We start from the raw sequence: 14,633 nt of genomic DNA, 5'->3' as shown, positions 1-14,633 counted from the left end.
ACGTTAATAATGCCCAGTATTAATCTGGCCGCATGGCAAGGACGTCGGCGGGCCACGAGACCCGCGAGAGGCTGCTGCGGGCGGCGGAGGAACTCTTCGCCACCCGGGGCGTGGAGGCCTCGCTGACCAAGGACATCGTCCGGCAGGCCGGGCAGAGCAACCCGTCGGCCGTGCAGTACCACTTCGGATCCCGCGAGGGACTGCTCGACGCCATCATGGCCGCCCGCCAGGAGCGCACCGAGCGGGCCCTCGCGCCCCGGCTGCCGGCCCTCGCCGACGCGGACCTGCCCGCACTGCTCGGCGCGCTGATCGCCGCCGAGGCCACCGAGCTGCGCACCGAACAGGGCCGCCGCTGCCTGCTGATCTCCGCGCAGATCAGCCGCAACAGCGGCGTCCGCACCCGGACCCCGCACCCCACCCTGGCCGGCGGCGGCTACTGGCGGATCATCGAGCTGGCCGAGGAGCGGATCTCCGCCCTGCCGGAGCCGATCCGGCTGGAGCGGCTCGACCTGGTCCTCACCCTGATCGGCGCGGCGCTCGCCGACCGCGCGCAGCAGTACCTCGGCGGGTCCGTGCCGCTGACGGACGAGGAGACCTTCCTCACCGACCTGGCGGCGGTCTCCGCGGCCGTGCTCTCCACCCCCTCCCCCAGCCCCACCTCACGAAGGAGCGCGTCATGAACGACCTGACCGGCAAGACCGTCATCATCACCGGAGGCGCCCGCGGTCTCGGCGCCGAGGCCGCCCGGCTGGCCGTCGCGGCCGGGGCCCAGGTGGTGATCACCGACGTCCTGGCGGAGGACGGCGAGGCCGTCGCCGCCGAACTCGGCGAGCGGGCCCGGTTCACGGTGCACGACGTGACCTCCGAGGAGGACTGGCAGCGGGTGGTGGACTTCGCGGTGGCGGAGTTCGGCGCGGTGCACGGCCTGGTCAACAACGCGGGCATCTCCACCGGCACCCCGCTGGTGGAGGAGAGCGTCGAGCACTTCCGCCGGGTCCTGGACGTCAACCTGACCGGGGTGTTCATCGGGATCAAGACCGTCACCCCGGCGCTGCGCGCGGCCGGCGGCGGCTCGATCGTCAACATCTCCTCCGCCGCCGGCCTGATGGGCATGGCGCTGACGGCCGGCTACGGCGCGTCCAAGTGGGCCGTGCGCGGCCTCAGCAAGATCGGCGCGGTCGAGCTGGGAGCCGAGCGGATCCGGGTCAACTCGGTGCACCCGGGCATGACCTACACGCCGATGACGGCCTCGGTCGGCATCCGGCGCGGCGAGGGCAACTTCCCCAACACCCCGATGGCCCGCGTCGGCGAGGCCCCCGAGATCGCCACCGCCGTGGTCTTCCTGCTCTCCGACGACGCCTCCTACGTCACCGGCGCCGAGCTGGCGGTGGACGGCGGCTGGACGGCCGGACCGACCGTCAAGTACATCATGGGCCAGTAGGACCCCGACGCCCTCGCGCCGCCCCGTGCGATCCGCTCCGGAGGATCACACGGGGCGGCGCGGCGGTCCCCGCCTCGTGACCGCGCCCGTCCCCGGCGCCGAGGAACGGACGCCGCCGGCCCGCGGGAGGCGCTCCTCTCCGGGCTACTCGCTCCGGGCGGCTTCGGCCCGCCGCGCGGCGAAGAACCGCAGCAGGCGTTCGCCGACCAGCTCGGGACGCTCCAGGTTGAGGCCGTGGCCGGCCCGCCGGACGATCTCGGCCTGCACGTCCGGGATCAGCGCGGTGACCCGCTCCAGCACCCGGCGGGGCCGCAGCAGCGCGCTGCGGCGTCCGATCAGGACCAGCACGGGCAGCCGGATCGCGCCCAGCTCCTCGTCGGTGAACGGCCGGGCCGGGGGGCGGGTGTTCGGCCGGTAGCTCCGCATGCCCAGCATCAGCGGCGCGATCATCTCGGGCGGCGAGCCGAGCGCGGGGTTGGCGAGCAGCCGTCCGACGGCCGGGCGCAGCGGGCGCGGGGCGAGCATCCCGAACAGCCCGGCCACCATGTGGACGTAGAACCGCGCGGGGACCTTCTCGATCCCGCCCGGGTCCAGGGACGCGACCGACGCGAGGCGCTCGGGCGCGTGCACGGCCTGGTTGAGGGCGAGCCATCCGCCGTAGGAGAGGCCGGCCAGGTGGACGCGTTCCAGTCCGAGTCCGGCGAGGACCTCGCCGAGCCAGGCCGCGTTCTCCGCGGAGCCGGCCGCGACGGCGCGCTGCACGCTGCGGCCGGGGTCGTCCAGGGTGGAGATCGCGTAGACCGGGTGGTCCTCGCCCAGGGCGGCGATCTGCGGGTACCAGTTGGCGGGGTGTCCGGCGTGGCCGTGCAGGAGCACGACCGGCTCGCCGGTCCGGGCGCCGTAGCGGTGGACGTGGACGGTGCCGTAGGCGGTCTCGACGTCCAGTTCCTCGCGCGGGCCGGGCCACAGCTCCATGGCACGGTCGTACGCCGCGAGGAACGTCCCGCGGGCTTCCTCGCTGACGAAATGTCCGACGCTCGTCCTGGTCATGGTCCCTCCCGGTGCGGAACAGCAGGATTTGATGGTATGTTTGTACCATAAAAACGTTCGAAGGGAACCCGATGCCGAAGCTGGTGGACCACGAGGAGCGACGGGCCGGGATCATCGACGCCCTGCTCCGCACGGCGGCGGACACCGGGCTGCACGCCGTCACCATGCGGTCGGTCGCCGTCGAGGCGGGCATCTCGGTGCGGCTCGTGCAGTACTACTTCGACACCAAGGAGCAGTTGCTGCTCGCCGCGCTCCACCGCCTGACGGAACGCATGGGCGAGCGGGTCCGCGACCGGGTAAGGGCGGCCGGCCCCGCACCGTCGCCGCGCGACGTCGTCGAAGCGATCCTGCTCGAAGCCGTGCCCACCGACGAGGAGAGCCGGGTCTTCCACCTCGTGCACACCGAGTACGCGGTGCTCTCCGTCACCGATCCCGCCCTCGGCGGCCCGCAGTTCCTCGCGGCACCCGGCGAGATGGAGCGGTTCCTCGCCGACCGGCTCACGGCCGCCCAGCAGGCCGGGGACGCCGATCCGCGCCTGGACGCCGCCCGGGAGGCCGTCGTCCTGCTGTCCGTCTCGGCCGGCCTCGGCCTGAGCGTCCTGCTCGGCCAGCGCACGGCGGACGACGCGACGGCCGTACTGCGCTACCACCTCGGCCGGCTCTTCCCCGGCTCGTGAACCCCCGCGGACGCCCATCCGTCCGGAGGCCCGGGCAGCGCCCTCACGACCCGGGGAGCCGCCCCCGGCTCACGGCCGACTGCACGGCCCTGCGCCTGACATGACGAACGGACCTACTTCCTCCCGTGCAGCAGGACGGGGAGCGTGCGGTGTCCGTTGGAGATCAGCGACTCGACGGGCCGCAGATCGGCGTCCGGGGCGAGGGCGACGTCCGGGAAGCGCTCGAAGAGCTTGCGCAGGGCGGTGCTGCCCTCCAGGCGGCCGAGCGGGGCGCCGAGGCAGAAGTGCACGCCGTGGCCGAAGGCGAGGTGGTCCTTGTCCGCCCGGGTCACGTCGAAGGCGCCGCCGTCCTGGTGGCGGGAGGGGTGACGGCCGGCGGCGGCGTAGGAGGCGAGGATCGCCTCGCCGCGGCGCACGGTGAGCCCGCCCGGCAGCTCGATGTCCTCCACCGCGTAGCGCAGCGGCAGGTGGGCGACGGGGGCGTCGCGGCGCAGCGTCTCCTCGACCACGTCCTCCCAGCCGACCTCGCCCGCGCGCACCAGGGCGAGCTGGTCGGGGTTGGTGAGGAGGTTGGCGATGCCGTTGTCGATCAGGTTCACGGTCGTCTCGTAGCCCGCCGAGACGACCAGCAGCAGGGTGTCCATCAGCTCCTGCTCGCTCAGTCCGGCGTCCCCGCCCGTGCTCCCGTCGCCCGCCGCGTCCCCCTCCGCCGGGGCGGCCCCGCCCTCGCAGGCGGCGATCAGGGCGGAGGTCAGATCGTCGCCGGGCGCGCGGCGCTTGGCGGCGACCAGTTCGCCGACCATCGCGTAGAAGGCCGCCGCGTTGGCCTCCGAGGCCTCCGGGGAGAGCGTGGTGTCGAAGGCGCCGTCCACGTGGGCCCGGAACCGTCCCGTCAGTTCGCCGGGCAGGCCGAGGAGCTGGCCGATGACCCGGATCGGCAGCGGGTAGGCCAGGTGCTCGCGGAGGTCCACCGGGGTGCCGGGCGGCATCGCGGCGAGGTCGTCCAGCAGGGCGTCCGTCAGCTCCTCGACGCGGCCGGCCAGCGCGTTGATCCGGCGGGCCGTCAGGACGGTGCCGACCAGCCGGCGCAGCCGCCGGTGGTCCGCGCCGTGGGCGGTGAACATGCTGCGCACGGTCACCCACAGGGCCAGCGGCCAGGTGGTGGAGATCTCGGAGAGCCCGGGCCAGTGCCGGTGGCCGTCCTTGGAGACCCGGGGATCCTTGAGCAGGTCCTCCAGCAGGTCCGGGTCGGCCACCGCCCAGGCCTTCACCCCCAGGATGTCGACGGGCGTCGCCGGTCCGCCCGCGCACAGCGCGGCGGTCTCGGCGTCACGGTCACGGCCGGTCGGGTCCAGCACCAGACGGTCCACGGGGCTCCTCGGGTCGGGCGTGCGGAGACGCGCGGCACGGCACGAGCCGCGCACGGGGACGAGCATGACGCCGCCCGGCCCGCCGCGTCGAGAGGGCCTCGGTGGTCCCGATGACACCCCCCTGGGGCATCGCTCGAACAGCCGGTCCGGCGCCGGCCGGCCACGGCGGGCGTCCGACGACCCGGCCGGCTCCGGGGGCCGGGCCGCCCGGCCCCCGGGGCAATTCACCTGCGGCGTGGGACCCGTGCTGCTAGAGTGACGAGAACGTTGAACCTTCGTCGAGGAGACCGGACATGGTGGTGGACGACGACATCTCCGGGTGATACCCGGACCGACAGGCCGCTCGCCGGTGCGCTGAAGCACCGCTGCCGCGGCCCGGCTGTCGTCCCCTCTTCCCCCTTGTCCATCCAGGGGACAGGTGTGTCCTTCCCTGCCCCTGGCGCCTTCACCCCGTGAGGTCATCTCCATGTCCGGCGCTTCCGTCGTCTGCTCCAACCTGTCCTTCTCCTGGCCCGACGACACCCCCGTCTTCCAGGACCTCTCCTTCGCCGTCGGCCCCGGCCGCACCGGCCTGGTCGCCCCCAACGGCAGCGGGAAGAGCACCCTGCTGCGGCTCGTCGCCGGGGACCTGCGGCCCACCGCCGGGTCGGTCACCGTCGACGGCACCCTCGGGTACCTGCCGCAGACCCTCCCGCTGACCGCCGACCTCACCGTCGCCGAGGTGCTGGGCGTCGCCGAGGTGATCCGGGCCATCGACGCGGTGGAGTCCGGGGACGTCGACGAGCGGCACTTCACCACCATCGGCGACGACTGGGACATCGAGGAGCGCACCCGCGCCCAGCTCGACCGGCTCGGTCTGGGCGCGCTCGCCCTCGACCGCACGCTGCACACCCTCAGCGGCGGTCAGGTCGTCTCGCTCGGCCTGGCCGGCCAGTTGCTCAGGCGGCCCGACGTGCTGCTGCTCGACGAGCCCACCAACAACCTCGACCTGGACGCCCGGCACCGGCTGTACGACACCCTGGAGGACTTCCACGGCTGTCTGCTGCTGGTCAGCCACGACCGCGCGCTGCTCGACCGGATGGAGCGCGTCGCCGAACTCGACCGGGGCGAACTGCGGCTGTTCGGCGGCAACTTCACCGCCTACGAGGAGGCCGTGCGGGCCGAGCAGGAGGTCGCCGAGAAGAACGTCCGCAACGCCGAGCAGGAGCTCAAGCGGGAGAAGCGGGAGATGCAGCTGGCCCGGGAGCGGGCCGACCGGCGGCAGAGCAACGCCGCCCGCAACCTCAAGAACGCGGGCCTGCCGAAGATCTTCGCCGGGAACATGAAGCGCGGCGCCCAGGAGGCCGCCGGACGGGCCGGCCAGGTGCACGCCGGGCGGGTCGGCGAGGCGAAGGCGCGACTGGACGAGGCCGGGCGGGCGCTGCGCGAGGAGCAGCGGATCGTGCTGGACCTGCCGGACACCCAGGTCCCCGCCGGGCGCACCCTGTTCCTCGGCGAGGGGCTTCGGGTGCGGCTCGGCGAGCGGGAGGTCTTCGCCGGTCCCGGCGTCGACCTGACCGTCCGCGGCCCCGAGCGGATCGCCCTGACCGGCCCCAACGGCGCGGGCAAGAGCACCCTGCTGCGCCTGCTCACCGGTGACCTCGTCCCGGAGGGCGGGGAGCTGCGGCAGGCCGACGGGCGGATCGCCTACCTCTCGCAGCGCCTGGACCTGCTCGACCCGGAGCGCAGCGTCGCCGAGAACTTCGCCGCGGCCGCCCCGGAGCGCCCGGAGGCCGAGCGGATGAACCTGCTGGCCCGCTTCCTGTTCCGCGGTGCCCGCGCCCATCTGCCGGTCGGGGTGCTGTCGGGCGGCGAGCGGCTGCGCGCCACGCTGGCCTGCGTGCTGTGCGCGGAGCCGGCCCCGCACCTGCTGCTCCTGGACGAGCCGACCAACAACCTGGACCTGGTCAGCACCGGGCAGCTGGAGAACGCCCTGAACGCCTACCGGGGCGCCTTCGTGGTGGTCAGTCACGACGAGCGGTTCCTGAGCGGGATCGGTGTCACCCGCTGGCTGCACCTGGCCGGGGGCGAGCTGCGGGAGACGGCGGCGCCCGTGCGCTGACGGCCCGCCGACGCCGGGGAGGGGCCGTGCCGGACGGGGCCGGCCCTCCCCCCGGCCCGGCCTCCCCGGCCCGCGCCGCACACCGCCGGCGGGGCGACTACCCGGCGGTAGCGGTGGGCGGCGCGGTTCGCGGGGGAACGCTGCGCCGGATCGGCGCGGCGCCGCGCCGAAGACCCCCGGGAGCCGTCCATGCCGCCGTCCACCCGCCGCGATCGCCCGGCCGCCGAGCCCGCGGCCGCACGTTCCGGTCTGCACCGCCTCGGCGAGTGGTGCGCACGCCACTCGCTGCTGGTCGTGGTGCTGTGGATCGTGGCGCTGGCCGGTGTCCAGGCGGCGAACAAGACGGTCGGCGGCACCTACTCCGACGACTTCTCGCTGCCCGGCACCCAGGCCGCGCAGGGCAAGGACGTCCTCCAGGCGCACGAGCCGGCCGCCGCGGGCACCAGCTCCCAGGTGGTGCTGCACGACGCCCAGCAGCTGACCGGCTTCCAGCCGCAGATCACCCAGGCCGTCTCCGCGCTCCAGCAGCTGCCGCACGTGCTCGGCGCGCAGAGCCCGCTGCCGCCGCCCGGCCAGCCCGCGCCGCCCGGCGGCCCGCTGTCCACCGACGGGCTGACCGGCTACATCACCGTGCGGTTCGACACCAATCCCACCCTGCTCGGCGATGCGTACCTGACCGGGGTGGACGCCGCCGTCGCCCCGCTGCGCCAGGCCGGGGTGCAGGTGGAGTACGGCGGGCCGCTGGGCGAGCTGGCCCGGCCGGCGCCGGACGACCGCTCCAGCGAGGCGATCGGCTTCGCGGTGGCGATCGTGGTGCTGCTGGTCGGCTTCGGCAGCCTCCTCGCGGCCGGGCTGCCGCTGCTGACGGCGCTGTTCGCGGCGGTGGTCGGCCTCGGCGTGCTGGGACTGATCGCGGCGCTGTCCACCTTCGCGACGGTCGCGCCGACCCTGGCGACCATGATCGGCATCGGCGTCGGCATCGACTACGCACTGTTCCTGCTCACCCGCCACCGGCAGAACCTGATGGACGGCGCGGACCCGGTCGCCTCCGCCGGGCAGGCGGTGGCCACCAGCGGCCGCGCGGTGCTGGTCTCCGGCTGCACCGTGATCATCGCGCTCTCCGGGCTGTCGGTGTCCGGCATCTCGTTCATCGCCAAGCTCGGGGCCGCCGCCGGGGTCACCGTGGTGTCGGCGGTGCTCGGCGCGCTGACCCTGCTTCCGGCGCTGATGGGGTTCATCGGCCGCCACATGGACCGCATCTCGGTGCGCCGGCCGATCGCGGAGACCGGCGGCGCGCAGGGCGAGGAGACCACCGGCGCCTGGCACCGCTACGCCCGGCGGGTCGAGGCCCGCCCCTGGCGCTACCTGGTCGCCGGGGTGGTCGCGCTCGGCGTGCTGTCGATCCCGCTGTTCTCCATCCAGCTCGGCCACATCGGCGACGGCGCCGACTCCACCGACTTCACCGACCGGCGCGCCTACGACCTGATGTCCGAGGCCTTCGGCCCCGGCTCCAACGGGCCGCTCACCCTGGTCGTCGACCAGGGCGCGGTGGCGGTCGGCGAGCGTCCCGCCGTCCAGGCCTCGGTGCAGCAGGCCCTCACCGGGCTTCCCGGCGCGGCGAGCGTCGGCCCGCTGCAGACCAGCCCGGACGGCGTGGTGCTGTTCAACACCGTCGTCCCGGCCACCGCGCCGCAGGACCGCGCCACCACCGACCTGGTGAACCGGTTGTCGGACACCGTCCTGCCGGACGCGGTGGCCGGCACCGGCGCGAAGACCTACGTGACCGGCAACACCGCCGCCCAGGTGGACTTCCTGGACATCGTCTCCAGCCGGCTGGTGCTGATCATCGCGGTGGTGGTCGGGCTCGCCTTCCTGATCATCCTGGTCGTCTTCCGCGGCCTGCTGGTCGCCGTCAAGGCCGCGGTGCTCAACCTGCTGTCGATCGCCGCCTCGTACGGGGTCGTGGTGGCGGTCTTCCAGTGGGGCTGGGGCGGGCCGGCGCTCGGGGTGTCCGGGAAGGTGCCGATCGAGAGCTACGTGCCGATGATGATGTTCGCCATCGTCTTCGGGCTGAGCATGGACTACGAGATCTTCCTGCTCTCCCGCGTCCACGAGGCCTGGCTGCGCACCGGCCGCCCCCACGACGCCGTGGCGCACGCCCTGGAGATCACCGCCCGGGTGATCTCCTGCGCCGCGCTGATCATGGTCAGCGTGTTCGCCGCGTTCATCGTCAGCGACAACATCGTGATCAAGATGATGGGCCTCGGCCTGGCCGTCAGCGTGCTGGTGGACGCCACCATCGTCCGCCTGCTGCTGGTGCCCGCCGTGATGACCCTGCTCGGCGCCTCCGCCTGGTGGACCCCGCACTTCCTCGACCGGATCCTGCCGCACATCGACACCGAGGGCACCGGCGAGAAGGTGTAGGGCCGGCGGATCGACCGGGATGCGGAACCGACGGGCGTGGAACGGGCGGTTCCGGGTAGCGGAGGGGGCATGCTGACACTCGGAGTCGAGGAAGAGTACCTGCTGATCGATCCCCGGGACGGCACCCCGCTGCCCCGGGCGGCCGAGGTGCTGGCCGCCGCCGACCTGGCACCGGCGCTGCGGCCGAGCGAGGCGCAGCACGAGCTGCTCCAGGTCCAGGTGGAGTCGGCCACGCCGGTGTGCGAGGACCTCCCGGCGGTGGTCCGCCACCTGTCGCGGGTGCGCGCGGGGCTGGCCGCGGCGGCCGCGCAGCACGGGTGCCGGGTGGTGCCGGTCGGCGCGGCGCCGTTCGGGCTGGACGACCCGGTGCCGGTCACCGAGAGCACCCGCTACCGCCGGGCCCACCGCGAGGCGCCCGCGCTGGTCGACGACCTGATGCTCAACGGCATGCACGTGCACGTCGGGGTCGAGGACGAGGAGGAGCGCCTCGGCGCGCTGATGCGGGTGCGCCCCTGGCTTCCGGTGCTGATCGCGCTCTCCGCCAACTCGCCCTACTTCCGCGGCCGGGACACCCGTTTCGCCAGCTGGCGCACGGTCCACTTCGACCAGTGGGCGGTGAGCGGCCCGCCGCCCGCCTTCGCCGACGCCGCCGACTACCGGCGGCGGGTGGCGGCCCTGGGGGCGGCCGGTGCGATCGCCGACGAGGGCCAGCTCTACTGGCACGCCCGGCTCTCCGCCCGCTACCCGACGGTGGAGGTACGCGCCGCCGACGTCCAGCTGACCGTCTCCGACGCGGAACTGTTCGCCGGCCTGGTGCGCGCCCTGGTGACCCGGGCCCTCCTGGACGAGCGGGCCGGGGAGCCGCGCCCGGCCGTTCCGGAGGAACTGCTGCGCGCCGCCACCTGGCACGCCGCGCGCACCGGCCCGAGCGACCGGCTGGTCTCGCCGCTCAGCGGGTCGGCCCGGCCGGCGGCGGACGTGGTGGCGGAGTTCCGGGCCCACGTCGCCCCGGGGCTGCTGGCCAACGGGGACACCGAACGGGTCGCCGGGCTGTGGAAGGACTTCGTGCGCGCGGGCACCGGCGCCGACCGCCAGCGCCGCTGGTACGCCGAGGGGGGCCGGGAGGGTCTGGCCGAGCACCTGGTCGCGTCCACCGTGCGGCCGGAGCACTGAGCCGGCCTTCCGCCGGAGGGCCCGGGGTGAGCACCGCAGCGGTGGTCACCCCGGGCCCTCGGCCTTCCGGTGCACGGTCAGGACGTGTCGTCCGGCGCCTCGTCCGGCTCCCCGCCGTCCGGATCGCCGTCCGGGTCGTCCACATCGGACTCATCGGATCCGCCGGACCCGTCGGACTCATCGGGGCCCAGGCGGCGGGCCCGGCCGGGCTCGACGGTGGTCGCGTCGCCCCCACCGCCACCCCCGCCGTCCCCTTCGCGCCGGCCCGGGGCCCGGGGGTCGTCGGTCTTCTCGTCGTCCGGGTCGTGGTGCAGCGGTACTCCGCCCGCGCCGCCCTGCGGGATCTCCTCCACCGTCGTCTCCTCGCCTCGTAGCGGATTCCTCCGGTCGCTTCGCGGATGCCCGGGCCGCCCCGGGTCAATCGGCCTTCCGACAGCCGCGCAACAGGCCGAAGGACGCCCCCAGGAGCGCGGCCCAGCCGCCGACCGAGGCCCAGAACACTCCCGGGGCGCAGCCGCGCAGCCCGGCCGCCAGCAGGCCCAGGGCGAGCAGCCCGAGGGCCAGCACGCTCCGGGGGCGGGCACCGCAGAGCGTCTCCCAGGCCCGGCCGCGCAGCCGCAGTCCGACGCCGCGCAGCGCCGGGCGGGGGCGGTACCGGGGCCCGCCGCCCGTCCGGACCGCGATCACGCCCGCCCCGGCGCTGCCGAACTCCGCCGCCCGTTCCCGACCGTCCACCGTGTCCGCCTCCTCGCGGTCGCCCTGCGTGCCGGCGCTCGGTTTCCCCGGTTCGCCGGGCGCTAACGTGCGGATCCGGCGGGTCCGGCGGCCCGTGGGCGCACGCGGAGGTGTCCCCGCGCGCAGCGGGGGCAGACGCGCGGGCGTGAATCCGGTCGAACGCGTCCTTCGCGCGCTGGACGGCCTCCAGCAGCGCCACCGTCCGCCCGCCGTCGTCTTCGGGGTCGTCAAGAAGTACGGGGACGACCGCGGCGGGCTGCTCTGCGCCCTGCTCACCTACTACGGGTTCGTCGCGCTCGTCCCGCTGCTGCTCCTGCTCAGCACCGTGCTCGGTTTCGTGCTGCACGGCCACCCCGGGGCGCAGCGGGCCGTCGTGGACTCGGCGCTCGCCGACTTCCCGATCATCGGCGACCAGCTGCGCCAGAGCACCCACTCGCTCCAGGGCAGCGGTCTGGCGCTGGTCATCGGCGTGCTCGGCCTGCTCTACGGCGCGCTCGGCGTCACCCAGGTGCTCCAGCACGCGATGGCCGAGATCTGGAACGTGCCGGGCGTACGGCGGCCCGGCTACTTCCCCCGGCTGGCGCGCGGACTGCTGCTCTTCGCCGTCCTCGGCACCGGGCTGGTGCTCACCACCGCCGGCGCCGCGCTGGTCGGCACCACCCTGGGCGGGCTGCCCGCCCGGATCGGCGCCCTGGTCGTCTCGGCACTGCTGAACACCGTCCTGTGCCTGGCCTGCTTCCGGGTGCTCACCCCGCGCGACGTGCCGACCCGGGCGCTGTGGCCGGGCTGTCTGCTGGCCGGACCGCTGTTCACCGCGCTGCAGGCGTTCGGCTCGCTGCTGGTGGCGCACGAGCTGCGGCACGCCGGGCAGGTGTACGGGTTCTTCGCGACCGTGATCGGACTGCTCTCCTGGCTCTACCTCACCGCCCAGATCACCGTGTACGCGGCGGAGACCGACGTGGTGCTCGCCCGCCGGCTGTGGCCGCGCAGCCTGCTCCAGCCGCCGCTGACGGAGGCCGACGAGCAGGTGCTCGCCTCGGTCGCCCGGCAGGAGGAGCGCCGGCCCGAGCAGCGCGTCGACGTCTCGTTCCACGACCCGGACCCGGCCGGCGACGGCGACGGTGCCGGCGAGGGCCCCGACCGGCCGAAGGGCGCCGACCGGCCGAAGGGCGCCGCACAGGACGGTTAGGGGACCGGCCGCCCCGCGTCCGGGCGGTCGCCGGGGGCGTCCGTCACCGAGACCCGCGGCAGCGCGTACGCGTGATGGTCCCGCAGGTAACCGATGAGGTGCTCGCGCAGCTGGCAGCGGAGTTCGTAGGCGTGGTCCGCATTCGCCGCGGTGGCCAGGGCCCGCACCACGATGGTGGTGGGCGTGGTGTCGACCACCTGGAGGGCGCTGCCCTCGCCGTCCCACAGCGGATTGCCGGCCAGGAAGGCGTCGAACTCCTCGCGCAGCTTGCCGACCGGGGCATGGTGGTCGAGGTGCAGCAGCGCCGTGCCGGTGATCCGGCTGGAGCGGCGCGACCAGTTCTCGAACGGGCGGCCGACGAAGTACGACATCGGCATCACGATCCGCCGCTGGTCCCAGGTCGCGATCACCACCGCCGTGAGGGTGATCTCCTCCACCGTGCCCCACTCCCCCGCCACCACGACGACGTCCCCGATCCTCGCGAGGTCGCCGAAGGCCATCTGCACGCCGGCGAAGACGTTGGCGAGGGTGCTCTGCGCCGCCACGCCCGCCACCACGCCGACCAGGCCGGCCGAGGCGAGCAGGCTGGTGCCGACGCCGCGCACCGCCGGGAAGGTCATCAGGACGGCGCCCAGTGTCACCAGCCCGATCACGGCCTGGCAGATCCGGCCGAGCAGATCGGCCTGGGTGCGGGCGCGGCCGGCCCACGCCGGGTCCCGCCGGTGCACGGCGAGCCGGACCGTGCCGTCCACCAGCAGCGCCACCACCCGGGCGCAGAGCCAGCCGCCGCAGCCGATCGCGGCGATCAGCACCAGGTGCCGCAGGCCGTCACGGGCGGCGGGCGGTGCGTCGATCCACGGCATCGCGCCGAGCACCAGCAGGCAGGCCGTCAGCGCCAGCAGCGGGCGGCGGCACCGGGCCAGCACCCGCGGCACGCCGGTGCCGCGCCCCCCGGCGGTCAGCCGCCGGGCGGCCGCCAGCGCGGCCCGGTCCGCGCCGTACGCCAGGAGCACCGCCGCCAGGCCCGCCAGCGCCAGCCGTATCAGACTCCACCCCATGTCCCCGTTCTCCTCTCCGCGCTCTCCGGCGCTCTTCCGCGGCCCCTCTCGGGCGCGCCGGGGCGCGAGCACCCGGCCCGCGGCCCGTCTTTCCCGGCTCGGCGCGCGCACACCTGCATGGATCGCCCGGTACGGGGCACCCGACCACCGGTCCTACGACGGAAGGGAGAAGGACACATGAACGAGGGCGTCAACCTCTGGCAGTTCCGCGACACGGCCGGCCACACCGCCGGCACCGACCTGATCGGGTTCCACGTGGAGGCCGTCGACGGCTCCGTGGGCAAGGTGGACAAGCTCTCCGAGGAGGTGGGGTCGCAGTACCTCGTCGTCGACACCGGCCCGTGGATCTTCGGGCGGCTGGTGCTGCTCCCGGCCGGAACGGTCATCCGCATCGAGATCGGCGAGCAGAAGGTCTACGTCGACCGGACCAGGGACGACATCAAGAGCAGCCCCACCATGGGCGCGGGCGAGGACGACCTGGGCCCCGACTTCCGCGACCGCTACGCGCTCCACTACGCGCCCTTCTACGGCGGCCGCCTGATGTGACGCCGGCCCGGCCGCCGCGGCTCCCGGCCCCGCACCCTCGCCGCTCGCCCCGGTCCGGTGACCGGCCGTCGGAACCCGTTCCGCCCGGCCGCCCGGACCGGCATCCTTGGAGCATGCGGGGAACCCACCGGTGACACGGATCATGGACAGCGACCTCGTCCAGGCGGCGCTGTACGGCGGCCTCACCCTGGTGCTCGACGTGTGGCTGCTGGCCCGCGCCGGGTACGACGGGCGCGTCGTGGCGGCGCTCGCCGCGCTGGTCACGGTCGGGGCGCTGGCCGGCCTCGGTCTCGGCCGTGCGAGCGCGCGCCGCGGTGCGCGGACCCGCCGCCCCGGGCCGCCCGCGCCCGGCGGCGGGGTCCGCGCGTTACGCAGCGCGCTGACGGGAAGCCTCTACATCCACCTCGCGCTGCCGGTGGCCGTGCTGGTCGACATCGCCCTGCACCGGGATCACCTGATCGGCTACCTCGGCGGCACCTTCTGAAGGCCCGTCCGGCCGGCGCCGCTCCGGCCGGGCGAGGCCTGCCCGACCGCCTTGTGCAGGGTGCGCAGGGCCACCAGGAGCAGCCCGATGTCGTCCAGCAGGATCGGGTCGGGGAGCAGGTCGACGGGGCTGATCAGGTAGGCGATGGACGCCCAGAACAGGACCTTGGCCGACATCGGGACACCGGTCGACACCAGGAGCCTGCGCACCCGGACCAGCTTCACGACCAGGACCACCGCGACCGCCAGGGACACCGCCGCCAGGCCGGCGAGGACCCACCACAGAACGTCGCCACCGTTCACCGGCGCACCTCCGCTCTCTTCGCACGGTTCTGCCCAGGGTACGGGAGCTCCGCAGCAGCCGGTCCGGGGCGGGTGCCCCGGAC

General features: G+C 74.7%; 15 protein-coding genes. 9 read left to right on the top strand and 6 right to left on the bottom strand.

The window, feature by feature from the left end; genetic code table 11:
• The first annotated feature begins 32 nt into the window (after nt 1-32).
• Both ACFVVL_RS13855 and ACFVVL_RS13850 read left to right on the top strand, forming a co-directional pair.
• The gene (locus tag ACFVVL_RS13855; protein ID WP_380296397.1) at nt 33-680 is read left to right on the top strand and encodes a TetR family transcriptional regulator; all 648 of its coding nucleotides are present in this window, start codon (nt 33-35) and stop codon (nt 678-680) included.
• Nucleotides 677-1,441 carry a glucose 1-dehydrogenase gene (locus ACFVVL_RS13850; RefSeq protein ID WP_380296396.1) on the top strand — a complete coding sequence of 255 codons (765 nt, stop codon included), beginning with the start codon at nt 677-679 and terminating at the stop codon, nt 1,439-1,441. The genes ACFVVL_RS13855 and ACFVVL_RS13850 overlap by 4 nt, the downstream gene beginning before the upstream one ends.
• 144 nt (nt 1,442-1,585) lie before the next feature.
• On the opposite strand, the gene ACFVVL_RS13845 is transcribed toward ACFVVL_RS13850, so the two are convergent.
• Nucleotides 1,586-2,491 carry an alpha/beta fold hydrolase gene (locus ACFVVL_RS13845; RefSeq protein WP_387674551.1) on the bottom strand — a complete coding sequence of 302 codons (906 nt, stop codon included), beginning with the start codon at nt 2,489-2,491 and terminating at the stop codon, nt 1,586-1,588.
• Between the two features lie 71 nt (nt 2,492-2,562).
• On the opposite strand from ACFVVL_RS13845, the gene ACFVVL_RS13840 reads away from it, so the two are divergent.
• Nucleotides 2,563-3,168, top strand: a complete 606-nt coding sequence (locus tag ACFVVL_RS13840; RefSeq protein ID WP_387674548.1) for a TetR/AcrR family transcriptional regulator — start codon at nt 2,563-2,565, stop codon at nt 3,166-3,168.
• 113 nt (nt 3,169-3,281) lie between these two features.
• Here ACFVVL_RS13840 and ACFVVL_RS13835 read toward each other — a convergent pair whose 3' ends face one another.
• Nucleotides 3,282-4,538: a cytochrome P450 gene (locus tag ACFVVL_RS13835; protein WP_387674545.1), complete on the bottom strand. Its 1,257-nt coding sequence runs from the start codon at nt 4,536-4,538 to the stop codon at nt 3,282-3,284.
• A gap of 466 nt (nt 4,539-5,004) precedes the next feature.
• On the opposite strand from ACFVVL_RS13835, the gene abc-f reads away from it, so the two are divergent.
• From abc-f to ACFVVL_RS13820, 3 genes are all read left to right on the top strand, one after another.
• On the top strand, nt 5,005-6,639 hold the full coding sequence (gene abc-f, locus ACFVVL_RS13830) for a ribosomal protection-like ABC-F family protein (protein WP_387674543.1): 1,635 nt from the start codon (nt 5,005-5,007) through the stop codon (nt 6,637-6,639).
• A 189-nt stretch (nt 6,640-6,828) separates the two neighbouring features.
• Nucleotides 6,829-9,063: an MMPL family transporter gene (locus ACFVVL_RS13825; protein WP_387674540.1), complete on the top strand. Its 2,235-nt coding sequence runs from the start codon at nt 6,829-6,831 to the stop codon at nt 9,061-9,063.
• A 69-nt stretch (nt 9,064-9,132) separates the two neighbouring features.
• Complete coding sequence (locus ACFVVL_RS13820) at nt 9,133-10,236, top strand: glutamate--cysteine ligase (RefSeq protein WP_387674537.1); 1,104 nt, start codon at nt 9,133-9,135, stop codon at nt 10,234-10,236.
• 77 nt (nt 10,237-10,313) lie between these two features.
• On the opposite strand, the gene ACFVVL_RS13815 is transcribed toward ACFVVL_RS13820, so the two are convergent.
• Nucleotides 10,314-10,589: a hypothetical protein gene (locus ACFVVL_RS13815; RefSeq protein WP_387674534.1), complete on the bottom strand. Its 276-nt coding sequence runs from the start codon at nt 10,587-10,589 to the stop codon at nt 10,314-10,316.
• 64 nt (nt 10,590-10,653) lie between these two features.
• Nucleotides 10,654-10,971, bottom strand: a complete 318-nt coding sequence (locus tag ACFVVL_RS13810) for a hypothetical protein (RefSeq protein WP_387674531.1) — start codon at nt 10,969-10,971, stop codon at nt 10,654-10,656.
• A gap of 145 nt (nt 10,972-11,116) precedes the next feature.
• Between ACFVVL_RS13810 and ACFVVL_RS13805 the strand changes: the two genes are divergently transcribed.
• Complete coding sequence (locus ACFVVL_RS13805; protein ID WP_387674528.1) at nt 11,117-12,160, top strand: YihY/virulence factor BrkB family protein; 1,044 nt, start codon at nt 11,117-11,119, stop codon at nt 12,158-12,160.
• Here the strand turns inward: ACFVVL_RS13805 and ACFVVL_RS13800 are convergent.
• Entirely contained in the window at nt 12,157-13,218 is a 1,062-nt protein-coding gene (locus ACFVVL_RS13800) for a mechanosensitive ion channel family protein (protein WP_380297124.1), read from the bottom strand. The two genes, ACFVVL_RS13805 and ACFVVL_RS13800, sit on opposite strands and share 4 nt — an antisense overlap.
• Nucleotides 13,219-13,395: 177 nt before the next feature.
• On the opposite strand from ACFVVL_RS13800, the gene ACFVVL_RS13795 reads away from it, so the two are divergent.
• Both ACFVVL_RS13795 and ACFVVL_RS13790 read left to right on the top strand, forming a co-directional pair.
• Nucleotides 13,396-13,764 carry a PRC-barrel domain-containing protein gene (locus tag ACFVVL_RS13795; protein WP_380297126.1) on the top strand — a complete coding sequence of 123 codons (369 nt, stop codon included), beginning with the start codon at nt 13,396-13,398 and terminating at the stop codon, nt 13,762-13,764.
• 130 nt (nt 13,765-13,894) lie between these two features.
• Nucleotides 13,895-14,248, top strand: a complete 354-nt coding sequence (locus ACFVVL_RS13790; RefSeq protein WP_387674524.1) for a hypothetical protein — start codon at nt 13,895-13,897, stop codon at nt 14,246-14,248.
• Here ACFVVL_RS13790 and ACFVVL_RS13785 read toward each other — a convergent pair.
• Nucleotides 14,227-14,550, bottom strand: coding sequence for a DUF1232 domain-containing protein (locus ACFVVL_RS13785; protein ID WP_380297129.1), 324 nt, complete (start codon nt 14,548-14,550; stop codon nt 14,227-14,229). The genes ACFVVL_RS13790 and ACFVVL_RS13785 overlap by 22 nt on opposite strands.
• Nucleotides 14,551-14,633 lie beyond the last annotated feature (83 nt).

The sequence above is a fragment of the Kitasatospora sp. NPDC058115 genome, from assembly GCF_042884635.1.
Classification (GTDB): domain Bacteria; phylum Actinomycetota; class Actinomycetes; order Streptomycetales; family Streptomycetaceae; genus Kitasatospora.
This window is presented reverse-complemented; position numbering and strand designations above follow the sequence as displayed.